The 17,615-nt window shown below is 69.2% G+C and carries 20 protein-coding genes; 5 read left to right on the top strand and 15 right to left on the bottom strand.

Annotated elements, in window-relative coordinates:
* Positions 1 to 22: 22 nt before the first annotated feature.
* From tatC to ACIA8G_RS04465, 3 genes are read right to left on the bottom strand one after another with little or no spacing between them, the layout of a single operon-like run.
* The gene (gene tatC / locus ACIA8G_RS04475) at positions 23 to 817 is read right to left on the bottom strand and encodes a twin-arginine translocase subunit TatC (RefSeq protein WP_396416837.1); all 795 of its coding nucleotides are present in this window, start codon (positions 815 to 817) and stop codon (positions 23 to 25) included.
* A complete protein-coding gene (locus ACIA8G_RS04470; RefSeq protein WP_396416836.1) occupies positions 814 to 1,035 on the bottom strand; it encodes a twin-arginine translocase TatA/TatE family subunit in 222 nt (73 codons plus the stop codon). The genes tatC and ACIA8G_RS04470 overlap by 4 nt, the downstream gene beginning before the upstream one ends.
* Positions 1,032 to 1,337 carry a hypothetical protein gene (locus ACIA8G_RS04465; RefSeq protein WP_396416835.1) on the bottom strand — a complete coding sequence of 102 codons (306 nt, stop codon included), beginning with the start codon at positions 1,335 to 1,337 and terminating at the stop codon, positions 1,032 to 1,034. The genes ACIA8G_RS04470 and ACIA8G_RS04465 overlap by 4 nt, the downstream gene beginning before the upstream one ends.
* A 144-nt stretch (positions 1,338 to 1,481) precedes the next feature.
* Here ACIA8G_RS04465 and ACIA8G_RS04460 point away from each other — a divergent pair, with 144 nt between their 5' ends.
* On the top strand, positions 1,482 to 1,820 hold the full coding sequence (locus ACIA8G_RS04460; RefSeq protein ID WP_396416834.1) for a nuclear transport factor 2 family protein: 339 nt from the start codon (positions 1,482 to 1,484) through the stop codon (positions 1,818 to 1,820).
* 68 nt (positions 1,821 to 1,888) lie between these two features.
* Here ACIA8G_RS04460 and ACIA8G_RS04455 read toward each other — a convergent pair whose 3' ends face one another.
* The 6 genes from ACIA8G_RS04455 to ACIA8G_RS04430 all read right to left on the bottom strand — a co-directional run bounded on the left by ACIA8G_RS04455 (position 1,889) and on the right by ACIA8G_RS04430 (position 7,625).
* Positions 1,889 to 2,539, bottom strand: a complete 651-nt coding sequence (locus ACIA8G_RS04455) for a winged helix-turn-helix transcriptional regulator (RefSeq protein ID WP_396416833.1) — start codon at positions 2,537 to 2,539, stop codon at positions 1,889 to 1,891.
* Positions 2,540 to 2,608: 69 nt separating this feature from the next.
* Complete coding sequence (locus ACIA8G_RS04450) at positions 2,609 to 3,055, bottom strand: hypothetical protein (RefSeq protein WP_396417316.1); 447 nt, start codon at positions 3,053 to 3,055, stop codon at positions 2,609 to 2,611.
* A gap of 53 nt (positions 3,056 to 3,108) precedes the next feature.
* Entirely contained in the window at positions 3,109 to 4,173 is a 1,065-nt protein-coding gene (locus ACIA8G_RS04445) for a cobalamin-independent methionine synthase II family protein (protein ID WP_396416832.1), read from the bottom strand.
* Positions 4,174 to 4,262: 89 nt separating this feature from the next.
* Complete coding sequence (locus ACIA8G_RS04440) at positions 4,263 to 4,685, bottom strand: SRPBCC family protein (RefSeq protein ID WP_396416831.1); 423 nt, start codon at positions 4,683 to 4,685, stop codon at positions 4,263 to 4,265.
* A gap of 36 nt (positions 4,686 to 4,721) precedes the next feature.
* On the bottom strand, positions 4,722 to 5,219 hold the full coding sequence (locus tag ACIA8G_RS04435) for a glutathione peroxidase (RefSeq protein ID WP_396417315.1): 498 nt from the start codon (positions 5,217 to 5,219) through the stop codon (positions 4,722 to 4,724).
* A gap of 51 nt (positions 5,220 to 5,270) precedes the next feature.
* On the bottom strand, positions 5,271 to 7,625 hold the full coding sequence (locus tag ACIA8G_RS04430; protein WP_396416830.1) for a hypothetical protein: 2,355 nt from the start codon (positions 7,623 to 7,625) through the stop codon (positions 5,271 to 5,273).
* A gap of 140 nt (positions 7,626 to 7,765) precedes the next feature.
* On the opposite strand from ACIA8G_RS04430, the gene ACIA8G_RS04425 reads away from it, so the two are divergent.
* Together ACIA8G_RS04425 and ACIA8G_RS04420 are read left to right on the top strand one after the other, a co-directional pair.
* Positions 7,766 to 8,764, top strand: a complete 999-nt coding sequence (locus ACIA8G_RS04425; RefSeq protein ID WP_396416829.1) for a LacI family DNA-binding transcriptional regulator — start codon at positions 7,766 to 7,768, stop codon at positions 8,762 to 8,764.
* A 42-nt stretch (positions 8,765 to 8,806) separates the two neighbouring features.
* Entirely contained in the window at positions 8,807 to 10,477 is a 1,671-nt protein-coding gene (locus ACIA8G_RS04420) for a sensor histidine kinase (RefSeq protein WP_396416828.1), read from the top strand.
* Positions 10,478 to 10,485: 8 nt separating this feature from the next.
* Here ACIA8G_RS04420 and ACIA8G_RS04415 read toward each other — a convergent pair whose 3' ends face one another.
* From ACIA8G_RS04415 to ACIA8G_RS04395, 5 genes are all read right to left on the bottom strand, one after another.
* Positions 10,486 to 10,863 carry a hypothetical protein gene (locus tag ACIA8G_RS04415; protein WP_396416827.1) on the bottom strand — a complete coding sequence of 126 codons (378 nt, stop codon included), beginning with the start codon at positions 10,861 to 10,863 and terminating at the stop codon, positions 10,486 to 10,488.
* Complete coding sequence (locus tag ACIA8G_RS04410) at positions 10,860 to 11,408, bottom strand: MarR family winged helix-turn-helix transcriptional regulator (protein WP_396416826.1); 549 nt, start codon at positions 11,406 to 11,408, stop codon at positions 10,860 to 10,862. Before ACIA8G_RS04410 ends, ACIA8G_RS04415 begins: the two co-directional genes overlap by 4 nt.
* Before the next feature lie 36 nt (positions 11,409 to 11,444).
* Positions 11,445 to 12,560 (bottom strand): Gfo/Idh/MocA family protein, encoded by a 1,116-nt coding sequence (locus ACIA8G_RS04405; RefSeq protein WP_396416825.1) that lies wholly within the window; start codon positions 12,558 to 12,560, stop codon positions 11,445 to 11,447.
* Positions 12,557 to 13,402: a sugar phosphate isomerase/epimerase family protein gene (locus tag ACIA8G_RS04400; protein WP_396416824.1), complete on the bottom strand. Its 846-nt coding sequence runs from the start codon at positions 13,400 to 13,402 to the stop codon at positions 12,557 to 12,559. The genes ACIA8G_RS04405 and ACIA8G_RS04400 overlap by 4 nt, the downstream gene beginning before the upstream one ends.
* Before the next feature lie 64 nt (positions 13,403 to 13,466).
* Complete coding sequence (locus ACIA8G_RS04395) at positions 13,467 to 15,470, bottom strand: NPCBM/NEW2 domain-containing protein (RefSeq protein ID WP_396416823.1); 2,004 nt, start codon at positions 15,468 to 15,470, stop codon at positions 13,467 to 13,469.
* Positions 15,471 to 15,506: 36 nt separating this feature from the next.
* Here ACIA8G_RS04395 and ACIA8G_RS04390 point away from each other — a divergent pair, with 36 nt between their 5' ends.
* Together ACIA8G_RS04390 and ACIA8G_RS04385 are read left to right on the top strand one after the other, a co-directional pair.
* Positions 15,507 to 15,716 (top strand): hypothetical protein, encoded by a 210-nt coding sequence (locus ACIA8G_RS04390; RefSeq protein ID WP_396416822.1) that lies wholly within the window; start codon positions 15,507 to 15,509, stop codon positions 15,714 to 15,716.
* A gap of 74 nt (positions 15,717 to 15,790) precedes the next feature.
* Entirely contained in the window at positions 15,791 to 16,690 is a 900-nt protein-coding gene (locus ACIA8G_RS04385) for an NADP-dependent oxidoreductase (protein ID WP_396416821.1), read from the top strand.
* A 79-nt stretch (positions 16,691 to 16,769) separates the two neighbouring features.
* Here the strand turns inward: ACIA8G_RS04385 and ACIA8G_RS04380 are convergent, their stop codons facing one another.
* Positions 16,770 to 17,567 (bottom strand): SAM-dependent methyltransferase, encoded by a 798-nt coding sequence (locus tag ACIA8G_RS04380; RefSeq protein WP_396416820.1) that lies wholly within the window; start codon positions 17,565 to 17,567, stop codon positions 16,770 to 16,772.
* Positions 17,568 to 17,615 lie beyond the last annotated feature (48 nt).

Below are 17,615 nucleotides of genomic sequence, written 5' to 3'. Positions count from 1 at the left end.
ACGGTCAAGGGGATGGATCACGTCAGACGGGCTGGTTCGCCACGCCACGCCGGCGGTCGGCGACCTTGCACCAGAGCACGGACAGTTCGAACAGGACCACCAGCGGCACGAAGAGCGCCAGCGCGGACACCAGGTCCTGCCCCGGCGTCACCACCGCCGCGTAGAGCGACAGCAGGACGTAGGTGATCCGCCTCCCGCGCACGAGTGCCGATGCGCGCAGGACGTCGACCGCGTTGAGCATGACGATCAGCAGCGGAGCCTCGAAGGACACGCCGAAGATCATGGTCAGCGCGGTCACCCAGGTGATGTAGTCGTTGAGGTCGACCATGTTGGTCGCCACGCCCGGCGTGAAGCCGAGCAGGAACACGAAAGCCTTCTCCAGCACCAGGTACGCAGTCCACGCGCCGACGAGGAACAGCGGTCCCCCGACCGCGGCGAAGGCGTACGACCAGCGACGTTCCCTGCGGTGCAACGCCGGGGCGAGGAACGCCCACAGCTGAAACAGCCAGAACGGGCTGGCGGCCACCACACCGACCAGCAGCGAGGTGCGCAGCCGGAAGGTGAAGGCGCCGTCGATCCCCTTGGCGGTGAAACACTCCTGTTCGGACAACGTCTGCCGCACGTCGAGCGGCAGCGAGCAGAACGGGTCGGCGAGCCAGCGGAAGATAGGCTCGAACAGCACGAACGCGATGATGCTCCCGACCAGCACGACCGCCAGCGACCGCAGAATCCGCACCCGCAGCTCGGCCAGGTGGTCGAGCAGCGACATGGTGTGGCCAGGCCCGGTCGGCCGCGGCTGGCGCAGCGGGATCCTCACCGCAGCTGTCCCGGCTCGGGTTTCGGTGTCGCCGCGCCGTCCGGCGAGGGCGGCTGAACCTGTTGTGGCGCAGGAATTTCCGGGGCGGACGCGCCCTTCGTCTCACTCCGGAAGATCTTCAACGACTGCCCGAACGACCGCGCCATCTCGGGCAGCCGGCGGGAACCGAACAGCAGCAGCACGAGGATCACCAGTGCCGGGATCAACCAATCGCTCACGACTCGACCTCCCTGCGGACCGCGGGGTTCGGCGCCTGCGCCGAGCGCCAGTCCGGCGGCAGCTCACCGACGATGTACGGACCAGGACGGTGGCCGAGCAGACCCAGCTCCTCGCGGGTGGGCAGCACGGACTCCGGGTCGATCTCCCGCTGGATGTCCCGCGAGATACCGCTGAAGACACCCTTGAGCTTGGTGACCACCCTGGCGGCACTCCTGACGAGTCCCGGCAGGTGCTCCGGCCCCACCACGATCAGTCCGACAACGAGGACGAAGAAGAGCTCCCCCAGCCCGAAGGTCGACACCTAGCCCCCCATTCACTACAAGAACATATAGCAGACTAGCCTCGCGGCCCGCGCAAAGAAACCCCTTTCGAGACGTTGACGGTGTGCGGGCCAGTCGAGAGACTCAGGTCGCTCTACGGCACATAAGCGATTTGGGAGGGACTCATGCGAGCGCAGGAGTTCGTGGACGCGCACGTGCAGCGGTTCAACAAGGCTGTGCGCGAGGGCGACTGGCAGACGTACGGCCAGGGTTTCGCACCGGACGCCACGGTCGCGTTCGACGGCGTGCCCGTGCCGCCCATGGTGGGCCAGGACGCGATCGTCGCCGGCTACCGCTCAGCGCCGCCGGACGACACGATCAACGTGCTGTCGACGAACGTGGACGGCGACTCGGTGACCGTGGCCTTCGCGTGGAACGCCGAGCCGCAGAAGCAGGCGGGCACGATGGACATGCAGGTCGCCGACGGCCTCATCTCGAACCTCACGGTGCGGCTCGGCGGCTGACTCGCGCCTGCACTCGGCCTCGCTGGGGCGTGGCTCGGAACCCGTTCTGAGCCACGCCACTGGCGTGGCTAGCTCACGAGGCCGAGCATGCGGGTGCAGCGGTGGATCGCGTCGGCCGGCCCCTCGATCTTCACGTCGCCGCCGGCGATCGCGTCGAACGGCGTGAGCATGCGCGCGCCGATGCGGATGAAGACGTCGGGCTCGCAGGTGATGCGCAGCGTGGGCGTCACCGCCGCGGTCCGTGAGAACGTGACCGCACCCGCGCGGACGTCGATGGTGAAGACGTCCTGACCGACGTCGAACTCGTAGGTCTCGTCCACCGCGGGGATCTGGTCGGGCACGATCATCGCCTGCACCGCGAGGAATCCCCACTCCGCGCGCACGACCGCCGAGTCGGACGGCTCCAGGAAACCCATGCCCCACTTGGCGAGCCCGAGCACGGGCGCACGAAGCTCCTCGCCGAGCGCGGTCAGCTGGTACAGCCTGCCGCGGCCGTCACCGGGCACGGGCACCTGCTCGACGACCCCGTGCGACACCAGCGTGCGCAGCCGGTCGGCCAGCAGGTTCGGCCCGATGCCCACCAGGTTCTCGATCATGTCGTTGAACCGGGCAGGCCCGATCAGCAGCTCGCGGACGATGAGCAGCGTCCAGCGCTCGCCGACGACGTTGAGTCCGCCCGCGAGTCCGCAGAACTGGCCGTAATCCCGCCTGACCGCCATGTCACCTCGTCGACGCCGGACGTTTGACTTCCGACATCTACAGTAACATTCGGCCGCGGCGGGATCCGATCACGCGTTCACGGGCTGCCTCACCTGTTGTCTCGCCCGCAGGATCATCGCGACGACCATCGGCGCGAACACGATCGCGTTGTAGAACAGGTGCAGCTCCACCCGCGGCACGAGCAGCTGCACGATGCTCGTCGGTGCGGGGCGCCCGCCGAGGTTCTCCCCGGTCAGTGCCTGAATCAGGAGCAACAGGTGCTCGCAGTGGTGCCACACCTGGATCCACAGCGCGATGGTCCACCAGGTCCGCGCCCGCCCCACCATCCCCGGCCGCAGCGCGATGAGGCCGGCCAGCATCACCAGCGCGTACCCGTAGTGCAGCCACTCCGAGTGCACCAGCCAGGGAAACGGCACGCCCAGCGCGCCCCGCGCGTGGTGCGCCGGCCAGCCCAGCACGTAGATCTGGAAGGCCTGGGCCAGGTGCTCGGCCCAGTGGGCGATCACCACCACCATGAAGGCCCACAACGCTTTGCCGTGCCACTTGCCGTTCAGCGTGGCGAACACGGCTACACCCCGAGGGCTTCTGCCGCGAGCCGAGTCCCCTCGACCCGTGCCGCGATCTTGGCGAACGCGACCTCCCTCGACGTGGACGTGTCGTCCGCGAACGGCGCGAAACCGCAGTCGTCACAGGTGCCCAGCTGGTCTGCCGGGATGTACCGCGCCGCCAGCAGCACCCGGTCGCGCACCTGCTCCGGCGTCTCGACGACGGGGTCGATCGGATCGATCACGCCGACGAAGACCCGTTGCCCTGGCTGGACGTGGTCCCGCACGACCTCGAGCACCCGGCCGGGATCGGCCTCGCTCGCGAGCTGCAGGTAGACCGCTCCCACGTGCAGCCGGAACAACTCCGGCAGCAACTCGGCGTAGTCCACGTCGAGGCTGTGCGTCGAGTCCTGGTCACCACCGGGACAGGTGTGCACGCCGATCCTGGCGCGCTCCGCGTCGGAGAACCGGTCCAGCACCTCGTTGTTCAGCGCGACGAACTGCTCGAGCACCCCTTTGGACGGATCGAGCTTGATGGACAGCCGGCCCTCGGTGAAGTCGAGCTGCACCGACGCCGCGCCTGCCTCGAAGCTCGTCCGGATGTCGACCTCGGCCTGGTCCGCCAGATCGGCGAGGAACTGCTCTCGCGGATAGCCGTCGATCCCGGCCGCCGGGTACAGCAGGCTCAGGGCCGACGGCGCGATCACCGGCTGCTTCACCGGCAGGTCGGTGTGCTGTTTCGCCTGCCGCACATAGCTTTCCGTGAAGGTGGCGTAGCGGAACGGGCCCTCCGCCAGTGCCGGCAGCGTGCGGGTGTGCCCGTCCGCGAACGGGATCACCACACCTTCCGGTACCAATGTGGTGAGCCCTGCGATCGGATACGTGGCGAAACTCGGCTTCAGCTGCTCGCCGTCGGTGATGACGGGCGACCCCGTCTCCTCAAACCGAGCGATGGTCTCTTTGAGAGCTTTCTCTTGTGCTGCTTGGAGTTCAGCGTCGTCAACGCGGCCCTGTGCGTGAGCTTCCACCGCCTGGATCAGCTCAGGCGACCGCGGAATGCTGCCAATAGGTTCGGTTGGAATACCCATAGTGACCCCCATCCCCGGTCGCAAACTAGCACCGAACCCAGGGACGAGAAACCCACCCGATCGCCGTACACCCGTACGGCCCAAGAGGGCTACGAGGCCTCGGCGGCCTTCTTGATCGAAGCGGCCTCGGCCTCGACGTAGCGCTTGGTCAGCGACCGGGACATCAGCCAGCCGATGCCGGACAGCAGTCCGGACACGGTGATGGCGAGGGTGAGCCGGCTCCCGGCGGGGTCCGGCTCGACGACGTGCGTGGCGACGACGGTGACACCGGACGAGCGCGACTCCCAGGTGTACGACGACCCGTCAACGAACTCGGTGACCGTCCACACCCCTTCTGGCAGCTTGGGCTGCCGCAACCGGGTGCGGGTGCCGAGGGCCAGCGGTCCGGCGTCGAGCCGCTCCACGGACTCGACCGTTGGGATCCGCTCCGGCCAGCGCTCCACGTCGACGACCACCGCCCAGACCTGCTCGGGCGGGGCCGCGATGGTGACGGTGTGCTGCAGGCCAGGCATCCGCCGAGTGTACGGCGGCCTGCCCTTCCAGGCGTGTCAGGCGGGCAGCGTGGCCTCGATCGCCTTCAGCAGCGCCTCGTCCTCGGGGTCGGTCGCCGGGCGGAACCTGCCCACGACCTCGCCGTCGGGGCTGATCAGGAACTTCTCGAAGTTCCACTGCACGTCGCCGGCGCCGCCGTCGATGTCCGACGCTTCGGTCAGGGCGCTGTACAGCGGATGCCGGCCTTCGCCGTTGACCTCGATCTTCTCGAACAGCGGGAAGGACACCCCGTACGTGGTGGAGCAGAACGTCTGGATCTCCTCCCGCGTACCCGGCTCCTGGCCGCCGAACTGGTTGCAGGGGAACCCGACCACGGAGAAACCCTTGTCGCCGTAGCGTTCCTGCAGTCGCTCGAGGCCCGAGTACTGCGGCGTGAGGCCGCACTTCGAAGCCACGTTCACGACGAGCAGCGCCTTGCCGGCGAACGGCCCGCCCGCTCCGAGCGTCGTGCTGTCGCCGGAGAGCGTGGTGAGCGGGAGGTCACGGATTCCCATGGGCGTCCTTTCGATCGTCACACCGGCAGCGTACGGCGTGATCACCAGGCGTCAGCGGACCGCCTCCACCACCGCGGTCCGGCCGGGCCCGAGCGTCACCGCGGCGTAGGAGTAGGTGACGCCGTTCTCGGTGCGGGTCTGGGCCGGCCGCTTCGCGCCGTTGACCTTCACCTTCGAATAGCTGCCGGGGAAGCGCGCCTCCCAGACGTAGTCACCGTCGCCGCCCTGGTTGGTCACGGTCGACTTCCTCGCACCGTCGTGGCGCACCTTGAACTTCCCCTTGCCCACGGGGATGTCTGCGACCTGGATCCAGTCCATGCCCGACGGCAGGCGCGACTGGGTCGCGAGTTGGTGCCGCGGCGCGTTCGGCGCGACCCCGAGCAATCCCTCGACCACCTGCGACAGCAAGGTGAACGACACCTCGGGGTAGTCGCCGTTGGGCCCCTGCCTGGCAGCCGAGTGCCTGGTGTCACGCGCGTTGTAGACGTAGTTCATCCAGTACCAGGCCGTGTCGGGCCGGTTGTTGTTGAAGAACGTGTCTGGCAGGTAGGTGATGGCCTCGATGTTGCCCGGCTTGCCCGATCCCCTGGCCTGCTGGTCGATGTAGTCGAGGTAGGCCTGCCGGCGCGGGCCGGGGTCGAGGATCTGCTTCATCGGCATGAACCAGCTGTTCTCCTTGCCCCAGCCGGTCAGCGCCTCTCCGTCGACGGTGTAGCCGCGGACCATCGCCTCTCCGGAGCCGGTGCCGGTCCAGGTGGAGTTGAAGTAGGCCTTCAGATCCGTTGCCGCCTGCTCGTACTTCGCAGCCAGTGCGGTGTCACCACGTCCACTCGCCAGTGACGCCATCGCGCGGAACGCCTGGTACTGCGAGGCGATCGAGTCGCCTGCCTCGGCGAGCGGTTCGTCGCTGTGCTCGTTGTAGCTCGCGGCGCCCGCGAAGATGCCCTTGCCGGTGCCTTCCGCGACGCCGTTGGGCTTCGCGCCGTCGTGCAGCGCGATGAACTCGTCGGTCGCCTTGCGGTAGAACTCCCAGAGCGCCGGATCCTGCACGTACCGGGCGTCGCCGCTCCACCGGTAGGCCTGGTTGGCCTTCTCCACCAGTTCGAAGGTCGCCGGGACCTCGCGGACGAAGGAGTTCGGGTGGTTGTAGTCGATGCGGAGATAGGTGTCGTTGTCGAAGTTGATCGCCCACACCGGGTAGTACTTGTGCTCGGGCGTGGACGACGCGGCGAACGCGTGTGTCATCGACAGGTTCTCGTCGTTGAGACCGAGGACCTGCGCTCCGGCGAACTGGTGGACCATGTCGCGCGAGTAGTACGCGGTGCGGTGGGCATAGCCCGCCCAGTACGACGGCTGGTAGGTGTTCGTGCCGGTGCCGGAGAGCCTGCCCTCGTCGACGTCGACCGGTCCCACGGTGCCCGGCTGGATCACCCAGCTGTTCGCCTTGCGCTTGGCCCAGTCGAACATCTCCACGACCGCCGGGTCGGACGAGCTGATCGTGGGTGAGGCCGGGGCGGCCGGTGACACCATCAGATCGTCGACGTTGACCCAGGACGTGCCGGAGCTGACGACGACCTCCACCTGGTCACCCCGTGCCGCGGCGATCGGGCCGACGGAGTACCGCGCGTAGTAGTCGCGGCCGGGCAGACTCGCGGTGCCCTTGACCTTCCCGTTGACCTTGACCGCCAGCGTGCCGCCGGGACCTCCGGTGGCGATCCACGCCGAGAGCACGTGCCGTCCGGGCGCGGTCGCGGTGGTCAGCTGGCTGATCGACTTGTCGGCACCGGCGTCGAGGTACGCGAGCTGGGTGCCTCCGTGCGGGTTGTTGGTGGCGGTCCCGGTTCCCGCGCCGAACCGCCAGCCGGTCGCGCCGCCCTCGAACCCCGGGTTGACGAACGGCAGCGGCGGCGGGGCGACCGCGGGCACGATGGCGACGTCGTCGACGTTCACCCACGACTGGCCGGACTCGATGGCCACCTCGATGACGTCGTTCGCCACGACGGCGATCGCGGGCGTCCGGTACCGGGTGTAGGCGGTCTGCGCCGCGATCGGGATCGACGCCGCTTCGGCACCGTTCACCCGGACGACGAACCTGCCCTCCGGCAGCAGGGCGGCGATCCAGGCCGAGACCGCGTACGAACCCGCGGCGGGTGCGGTGACGGACTGGCTGATCTGCATGCCCTCCCCGCCGTTCAGATAAGCCAGCCCGGACCCGGTGTGCGGGTAGTTCGTCGCGGTCCCGGTGCCCGCGCTGAACTGCCAGCCGGCCGGCCCGTTCTCGAACCCGCGGTTCACGAGGGTGAGCAGGGAGGGCACCGCCGCGCCCGACGGAGACGCGGTCAGCAGCGATGCGACCACCGCCGCCACGACGGCGGCGCACAACGACGACTTGCGAGAGCGACGCATGTGGCTCCTCCGGGCAGGGGGCGGAGTGGAGCCGGACAGTACCGCTCGACCCGAGCATCCAGCAAGAATCAGCCGGAAACGGCCTGCAAGTTTTCATGCAATCATTGCAAGCACGGCAACCGCGTTGTTAGCGTGACCGCATGAGGATCGGGATCACCGAGATCGCCGCGCACGCGGGCGTGAGCGAAGCGACCGTCAGCCGGGTGATCAACCGGCGCAAGGGGGTCGCCAAGGCCACCCGTGACGTCGTCGAGCGCGCGATGGACGAGCTCGGCTACGAGCGCACCGCGCCGGGCCAGCTGGTCGCCGTCATCACCGAGCGCGTCTCGAACCCGTTCTTCGCCGACCTGGCCGAGCGCATCGAAGCCACCCTCGCGCCGCACGGGCTCAAGATGATCCTCTGCCCCGCGTTCCCCGGCGGGGTGCAGGAACGCGAGTTCATCGCCGAGCTGGCCGACCGCGGCATCGGCGCGGTCGTCTTCCTCTCCGCCAGCAACACCCTGGACAACGCCGACCCCGAGACGTTCGAGATCCTGCGCACCCGCCGCATCCCGTTCGTGGCGGTCAACGGCGGCGTGCCCGGCCACGACGCCCCGGTGTTCTCCACCGACGACGACCTCGCCGCCGAGATCGCGGTCGACCACCTGTTCCGCCTCGGCCACCGGCGCATCGCCATGGTCTCGGGCCCCAAGGGCAACGGGCCGGCCGATCGCCGGGTCCGCGGCTTCGTCACGGCGATGGAGAAACGCGGCATCCCCGACGCTGGAGACTGGGTGATCCGCCAGGCCTACACCGTCGAAGGCGGCCAGGCCGCGAGCGCCCAGCTCATCAACGCGGGCGCCACCTCCGTCGTCGCGGCCAGCGACTTCATGGCGCTCGGCATCATCCGCGGCGCCCGCCGGCACGGCCTCACCGTGCCGGACGACCTGTCCGTCGTCGGCTACGACGGCACCATGATCACGGAGTTCGTCGACCCACCGCTCACCACCGTGCGACAGCCGTCCGACCGGCTCGCGGGCCAGGTCGGCCACACCGTGCTCGCCCTGATGAGCAACCGCGAGGTCCCCACCGGTGAACTGCTCTTCGACCCGGAACTGATCATCCGCGCCACCACCGCGCCTCCCCGCGACGGTGCCTGAGCTCCGGGACAGTCCCGCCACCCGTACGGCAAGATGCGCGGGATGGAGTCGGAGCCGGAGCCACGAACCCGCATCGGGCACCGAATCAGCTTCAGGACCAGGGTGTTCCTGCTCGTCGTCGCCGTCGCGGCCAGCACCGCGGGCGCGACGGCGTGGCTGCTCGTGGTGCTGAGTGCGAACCAGGCGACGCCCGCGACTTCCCCCGCACTGCCCAACGAGGACCTCGACCGGGTCGTGGAGAAGATCGCCACGCACGGGATGCTGCACAACAACTGGAACGACGCGGGCGATCTCGCGCGAGAGCTCGCGGCGGGTACCGACAGGCGCATCCGCATCAGATCCGCCTACGGGACGATCCTCGGCGACAGCGATCCGTCCGGCGACGATCTCCCGCCCCAGCAGAGCGCCGTGGTCGAGACCCGTCCAGCACTGCTCCTGGACGTCGTCGGGCAGGTGGAGCACCACGCCTCGGCCGCGGTCATGGCGATCCGGTCCTACCGCCACAACCTGCAGCTCGCGAAGTGCTGGCGCGGCAACGGCATCGCTCTGAAGCTCACCAGAACGCCGCTGGGCGTCAACATGCTGGCCCCGGACCCGCGGCCCGTCCCCGCCGACCACTGCGTCGCCGACGCCCCGGACGGCCCGCTCGCGGCAGAGGAGATCGCCGAACTCGACAAGCGCTGCGGCGCGGCGACGGACAGCCTCTGCGTGCGGACGGCGTTCGCCCAGGCGATCACCGCACTCGCGCCGCCCTCCCTGGTGCTGATGGTCGGGACAGTCGAGCAGCCACAACCGCCCGCGGGGGTGGGGATCGTGCCGGCACTGGTCTCCGCGGGAATCGTCACGCTCATCGTGGTGGCGGTGTCCCTGTTGATCAGCCGCAGGGTGCTGCACCCCATCCGCGCCCTCGCCACCGCGTCACGGCAGCTCAGCAGCGGCGACCTGTCCGGGCGCGTGCCGGAACGGGGCCGCGACGAGCTCGCGGACCTCACCCGCTGGTTCAACCGCATGGCGGAGTCGTTGCAGCGCAGCAAGGAACAGCAGCGGAACATGATCGCCGACATCGCGCACGAGCTGCGCACCCCGACCACCAACATCCGCGGCTACGTCGAGGCGATGCAGGACGGCGTCTTCCCGGCGGACGAGGAGCTCTTCCGCTCCTTGCACGAGGAGGCGGTCCTGCAGGAGCGCCTGATCAACGATCTGCAGGACCTGGCGCTGGCCGAGTCCGGCACGCTGGTCTACCACCGGAGTCCGGCCGAGCTCACCGAACTGCTGCGCGCCGTGCGCACCGCCCACAGCACCACCGCCGCCACCAGGGACATCCGCATCGAGCTCGACGGCCCCGGCCCGGTGCCCGTCGTCGTCGACCCCGACCGGATCCGTCAGGTGATCGGCAACCTCATGACCAACGCGCTGAACGCCACCTCACCCGGCGGTGTGATCACCCTGCGCGCCCGCACCGAGGGCGGAACCGCCGTCATCGAGGTCGCCGACACCGGCTGCGGCATCGCGAGCGAGGACCTGGCGCACGTGTTCGACAGGTTCTGGCGTGCCGACAGCGCCCGCGGCCGGCACACCGGTGGACGGGGTCTCGGGCTCGCGATCGCGCGCGAGATCATCGCCGCTCACGCGGGCACCATCACCGTCACCAGCACCGTCGGCACCGGCACGACGTTCACCGTGCGCCTGCCACTCGAGCAGCGCCACTGAGGGCGCGATCAGGGTGCGGGCTGTCCGGCTGCCGCCATGATCGGATGCCACCGGGTGGCGTCGAAGATCAGCGTGATCGACTCGATCCGGCCGTCCCGCAACCGGAAGTGCTCGGCGGTGCGCTGGGTGCCGACCGGCGTGGCGGTGTGCACGTCGTAGACGAGCGTGGCCTCCGACTCCCCGTACAGCTCGCTGATCATGTCCACACCCGTGACCACCTGAAGGAATCCGGCGAGCCCAGCCAGGTGGCCGCCGGCGTCAGAGGTCATCAGCGGGCTCTCGAAGGTGAACGTCCCGGCGAGCTGGGCGGCTGCGGCGGGCACGTCACCGGCGAACCTCGCCTGGTGGTACGCCTGCACGGTCTGCGTGGTCGCGGCGGTCGTCACTGCTGTTCCTCCAGGTACGGGGCGAGTCGGTGCTGGTTCTCCACAAGACGCAGGCAGAGGTGACGCACTAGTGCTTTCTCGGCAGGGGTGAAGCCGCGGAAGAAAGCGTCCATGGCGCGCTGGGTGGGCCGGCGGAACTCCTCGAGCCAGGTCCGCCCGGACGGGGTGATCCGGGCGAGCACGGCACGCCGGTCCTCGGGGTCGGGGACCCGCACGGCGAGTCCGCCGCGTTCGAGGGTGTCGACCAGCCCTGTCACGTTGCGCGAACTCACCCCGGCTGAGTGGGCCAGGTCCTTGATGCGGATGCCGTCCTCGCGCTCGGCGAGGCGGATCAGGATGTCGAGCGCACCCGGACTCAGCCCGCGGCTGTCCGTTCCTTTGGACTGCAGTCGTTCCAGGCCCCTGGCGGCCGCGCGGACCGCCGCCGCCGCTTCCAGCGCGCTGGTGTCACCGTCGAGGGCGAACTGGGTCACCGCGGCCCTGACCTGGGGGTTGAACAGCAGGTCGTCCGGATCTCGATCGAACTCGTCATCTACGTGCTTCATTGTGAAGCAGTACTTTAGTACGTACTTCCCTATCTGTCACTCGGCGCGTACGTCCAGGCGAACGTCCCGGTACTTCCCCTCCAGGACATCCGCCACCAGGATCCGTTCCCCGAGCGCCGCGGAGACGTAGACCGCGCGCACGAAAGCCAGCGACAGCAACGCATCGCCGATCGTCACGCCGGGCCGGGCGCCGGTGGAGACAGCGTGCGCGACGTCGTCGTACTGGCGGCGGTGGCCGAGTACGAAGTCGTCGTCACCGCGCGGGCCAGCCGGGGTGTGCGCGAGCCCGACCTCGGCCTCCGCCTGATTGCCCGTGACAGCGCCGCCGGTGACACCGCCCGGCCGGTGATCCTCGGCCGAGTGCTTGGCGTGGAAGTACTCGAGGCGATCGTTGTCGATGATCGCCGACCCCTCGGTGCCGTGGACCTGGATGCGCGCGGTCAGCCCGGGATAGGCGGCGGTGGTGGCCAGCAGGACCGCTATGGCCCCGGACTCGAACACGACGGTCGCGGCCACCGTGTCCTCCACCTCCACACGTTCGTGGGCCAGCAGCCGCGCCGATGCCTGCACCTCGACCGGGCGACCGAGGAACCAGCACAGCAGGTCGGCGGTGTGGACGCCCTGGTTCATCAACGCGCCACCGCCGTCGAGCTGCCAGGTGCCACGCCAGTCCCCGCTGTCGTAGTAGTCCTGGTCGCGCCACCAGGCGACCGACGCAACCGCTGAGGTCGGCTTGCCGAACCGGCCGCCGTGCACGGCCCGTGCCACCGCCGCGCTCGCCGGGTCGAACCGGTGCTGGCTGATCACGGTGATCATCTGCCCGGCACCGGCGGCCTGCGCGGCGAGTCCGGCGAACTCGGCGGCCCTCGCGACGTCGACGTCCAGCGGCTTCTCGATCACGACGTGCTTGCCCGCGGCGACCGCCTGCCGCGCGAGGTCCAGATGTGTGCCGCTGGGCGTGCAGATCACCACCAGGTCGATCTCGCGTGCCCGCAGCGCATCCGGCAGCGTGGGATACGTCTCGAGACCGGGCAACGAGTTCGCCGGCACCGCGTCCACCGCCGCGACCACTTCGAACTCCGGGTGCTCTGCGATCGCACGTGCGTGTATGCGGCCGATCACGCCACAACCGATGATGGCGACACGGATCATGACAGGGTCACTCCCAGCTCGTCGGTGATCCGCCGTAGCGCACGGGCCGCCTGGCCGAAGGCCGCCGGTCCGGAGAAGCCGCCCAACGCGTGCGCCGCCGACAGATGCGGTTCGAGCGACACGAAACCCTGATAGCCGTCGTCACGCAGCGCGGTAAGGGTCTCCACCAGTTCGCCGTCGCCCTCCCCTGCCGCGACGACCCTGCCGTCCGCCGCGATCGCGTCCTTGATCTGCACGTATTCCAGGTGTGGACGCAGATCGGCGTAGGCGTCGGTGAACGGCCGGCTGCCCACCTGCACGAAGTTCGCACTGTCCCAGGCAACCCGCAGGTGGTCGGAACCTGTCGCCTCGATCAGGTCGAGAACCCGCTCCGGGGTGTCGCCGTAGATGTCCTTCTCGTTCTCGTGCAGCAGAACGATGTCCGCGCGCTCGGCCAGCGCGGTCATGGCCCGCAGGCGCACCAGCACCTCGTCCCGCATGCCCGCGGGATCGCGCCCCTCCTGGTAGAAGGAGAACATCCGGATGTAGCGGGTCGAGAACGTGTGCGCGAGATCGATCGCTATGGCCAGGCGCGCCAGCTCGGCCTCCACCGGCAGCTCGAGCGAGACCTTGCCCAGCGGAGAGGCGATCGCGGACACCCCGAAACCGCGCTCGTCGAGCAGCCTCCGCAGTTCGCCGCGCTGCCGGGAATCGAGGTCGAGCACACCCGTGCCCCACGCACCGCGCAACTCGAGATGCCGCGCCCCCAAGGCTTCCAGCACCGAGAGCTGGACGACGGGATCCGGGTCGATCTCATCACCGAAACCGGACAGCAGCCACGTCGGAGCGCTCGCCGCGGTCATGTGAGTCCTCCTGAAGTCAGCCGGCAGCCCGCCGGGAGCAATGCTCCCAGCGGGCTGCTGCCGATTACGAGCAGATCACCCTGACGCCGGCCCAATCGCCGTGGTCACTGCTGATTCCGTTGCCGCCGTCGTTGACCACGAGCCGGACCACCGTCGCTCCGGTGATGTCGGCGGTGATCGGTTTCGCCGGCATCTCGGTGGTCATCACGCCGCTGTCAGCGACCTTGGTGCCGTTGGCCCAGACCTCGAACCCGACCGAGCCGTTCGCTTCTTCCTCGTCGTCCACGCCCACGTCCGCGGCCAGCGACGTGCAGTGCCCGCCGACGTAGAACTCCACGCTGCTCGGTGCGTGGGCGCCGATGCCCTTGGCGTAGGTGACTCCGTTGATGGTGATCGGGGTTCCGTCGCCCGCCTCGTACTCGCCGTTGCTGGTGTCACGTTCGATCGGGCCCCAGCCGTTGTCGGAACCCAGCCAGGCCAGGTCGCTGACGTAGGCGTTCGCCACCGGCGCCGGTGGCGGCACCCTGACGTCGAAGTGGAACCGCGTCTCCGCTCCCGGCCAGAAGGTCGTCCGGACGGCCAGGCGGTACTGCCCCGGTTTGGCGTCGGCCGGAACCTTGACCGTCCATTTTGTACTCGTCGACTCGCCGGGGCGCAGCACTCCCTTGTGGTCAGCGGACTGCGGTCGTGCCTCCCATCCCGCCGGCCCGGACAGCACCGACTTCACCCCGAGGGCGGGCACCTTGCCGCTGTTGGTCGCGGTCGTGGTCACCGACGCGTTGCGGCCGGGCTCGGCGAACGGGTAGGCGGACTGCAGCGCCGCGCCGGCGTCGACCGCCGGCGGGTACTTCGCCCAGCCGCGGTCGGCGTTCACCCGGAACATCGCGCTGCCGTGCGGCGGGAGGGTCGCGGCGATCGTGCCCGCGCTGTGCCGGTCGGTGCGGGCCCACAGGTCGCGCACCTTGTAGCCAGGCGACTGCCGCAGCCCGATCTCCGCGGCCGTCGTCGTGACGCGCTCGGTCTTCTCCCCCTCGTTGAACAGCAACACCGCCTTGTCGCCGTTCTTCAACGGCTTCACGAAGACGTGCGTCCCGTTCACCGAACGAATCGGCCGGCCCTGCTGCCCCAGCGGGTCCTGGTCGACCGCGATGACCTCGCGGTTGCTCAGGATCTCGAACGTCTCCGGAGTGGCCTTGCGCAGGTCCGAACCGATCAGCAGGGGCGCGGCCATGATCGCCCACAGGTTGAAGTGCGACCGGTACTCGGTGTCGGTCATACCGCCGTTGCCGACCTCGAGCATGTCCGGGTCGTTCCAGTGGCCAGGCCCGGCGTGGTCCGCGAGCGCCCAGTTCGTCTTCGCGATGCCGAGCATGCTGTGGTAGCTGTCGGTGATGTCACCGGTGGTGCGCCACAGCTGGCCGACGTCCTTCGCCCACTCCCAAGGCTTGTTCTCACCCCACTCGCAGAGCGAGTACACGATCGGCCTTCCGGTGCGGCGCAACGCATCCCGCATCGTCGTGTAGCGCAGCCTGGCATCGACGCCCTGGTTGTTGCAGTTGTCGTACTTCAGGTAGTCGACCCCGTAGGAAGCGAACAGGTCGGCGTCTTGCTGCTCGTGGCCGAGCCCACCGGGAAAACCGTTGGTGTCGCAGGTCCTCGTGCCCGCACTCGTGTAGATGCCGAACTTCAGGCCCTTCGAGTGGACGTAGTCCGCGACGGCCTTGATGCCGTTCGGGAAGCGGACCGGGTCGGGGACGAGGTTGCCGTCCGGACCGCGCTGGGGCAACGCCCAGCAGTCGTCGAGATTGACGTACTGGTAGCCCGCGTCCTTCAGTCCTTTCTCGACGAAGATGTCGGCGATGCCCTTGACCATCGCCTCGTTGAACTCGGCTCGGCAGTGCGTGGAATTCCAGTTGTTGAACCCCATGGGCGGCGTGAGCGCGAGCCCGTCTCCTGGAGTCGCAGCGGCCGAGGTGGCGGCGGTGCCGGGTAGGGCGGCACCGATGCCCGCGGTGAGCAGCGCTCCCGCCACGACCACCGCGATGGACCTGCGTAGATGTTCAATCATCGGACCTCACCGTTGAACGCCCAACAGAATCAAACAATGACCATCACAGAGCATCATCATCAGACCGCATCCGACAAAGGTTGTCCACCCTTCCACGCGACCGGTTCCCTGCCGTTGGACGTTTCGGTCCGGCGCGTCAGAGCACAGCTCATCGGCGAGCCGGAACTCGCGGCCGGGGTCACACTGATCCTGTCCCCCGTGCTGGATGTCCTCACGATCCTGGTGCCCTCGGCGTCACCCCGGTGACGAGCGGTGCCGCGATCGTCTTCGCCACCGCCGGGGCGTGGAGCCGCTTCGGCCCCGCTGAAAGGCGCACCGCCATGCGCGCAGTTCGTTTCCACGAGTTCGGCGACCCGCACGTCCTCACCGTCGAGGACGCCCCCGAACCGCACGCTGAATCCAGCCAGATCAGGATCAAGGTCCAGGCCGCCAGCGTGAACCCGGTCGACTGGAAGATCCGTGCCGGCTACATGGCCGAGTACATGCCGACCACGTTCCCCGCGATCACCGGCAGCGACGCGACCGGTGTCGTCGACGAGATCGGTGACGGTGTGGCGGGCGTCAAGCCAGGTGACCGGGTGTTCGGCCTGGCGCACGGCACCGCCGCCGAGTACGCGGTGCTCACCGACTGGGCGACCGTGCCCAGCGCCTGGACGGTGGAGCAGGCCGCCGCGGCAGGCCTCGTTTCCGCCACTGCCATCGAGAGTCTCAACGCCCTCGGTGACCTCTCCGGCAAGACCCTGCTGATCGAGGGCGCCGCGGGAGGCGTCGGTTCCGCCGCCGTGCAGATCGCCGTCGCCCGCGGCGCCACGGTGATCGGCACCGCGAGCGAGGCCAACCACGCCTTCCTCCGCGAGCTCGGCGCCACCCCCATCACGTACGGCGAGGGTCTGGCCGAGCGGGTCGGCGCGGTCGCCCCTGGCGGGGTCGACGCCGCGCTGGACACCGCGGGCTCAGGCTCGTTGGCCGACATCGTGGCCCTCGTCGGTGACCCCTCGCGCGTCGCCACCGTGGCCGACTTCGGTGCCGGCGCTCTCGGCGTCACGCTCATAGCGGGGAACGCGCATGCCGCCGCGAACCTCGCCGAGGCGTCCCAGCTCGGAACCGCCGGGGCCTACACCCCGCGCGTGCAGGCCACCTACCCGCTGGACAAGGCCACCGACGCACACGCACACGTCCAGGGCGGCCACACGCAGGGCAAGGTCCTCCTCACCCTCTGACCCGTCGACTCACGGGAGCGGCGCCGGTCGGTGATGCGGGGTCCAGCGCAGGTGGACTGCGGCCGTTCGCGCGCCGGGATCAGCTCCTGCGGCCGACAGCCGCGAGCCCGCTGAACCGCTCCGGGTGCTCGTCGACGTCCTCGGGCGCGACCGGCCTCCACTGCGGCAGGAACACCACTCCCGGTTCGACGAGGTCGAAGCCCGTGAGCAGCTCGGCGACCTGCGACTTGGAGCGCATGGTCATCGGGGTCGCGGTGCGGTTGTAGAGGTTCTGGTGCGAGTCCGCCTGCCCCGGCTGGCCGTCCTGACTCGCGTGCGAGAGAACCAGGAAACTGCCGGGTGCCATCGCCTCGCGATACCTGGCGATGACGGCTGCCGGATCGTCGTTGTCCGGCACGAAGTGCAGCACCGCGACCATCATGACCGCGATCGGCTCGTCGAAGTTCAGCAGTTTGCGCACCTGAGGGCTGTCCAGGACCTGTTCCGGCTTGCGCAGGTCGGCCTGGAGGGCGGCGGTGTCCTGGTTCCCGCGCAGGATGTTCTCGCTGTACGCGGTGGCGATGGGGTCGTTGTCCACGTACACGACCCGCGCGCCGGGTGCCGCGTCCTGGGCGATCTCGTGCACGTTGCCCACCGTCGGGATGCCCGAGCCGAGGTCGAGGAACTGCCGGACGCCGGCGTCGGCGCAGAACCGCACGGCGCGGCGCAGGAACGCCCGGTTCGCCTGCATGATCAACGGCAGGTCCGGCCACATCCCGATCGCCCGCTCGGCCATCTCCCGGTCGACGGCGAAGTTGTGGGCGCCGCCCAGGTAGTAGTCGTAGACCCGCGCCGCGCTCGGGCGAGTCAGATCGACGGTGCCTGCTTCATCGGTCATGCCTGCCCACCTTGATCGATGCCCGCCGGGTCGTTGGCGGGCACGTTA

It is taken from the genome of Lentzea sp. NPDC051213 (assembly GCF_044455585.1).
Lineage (GTDB): Bacteria > Actinomycetota > Actinomycetes > Mycobacteriales > Pseudonocardiaceae > Lentzea.
The sequence above is the reverse complement of the archived record's forward strand: the minus strand, read 5'-3'. Positions and strand labels throughout refer to the sequence as shown.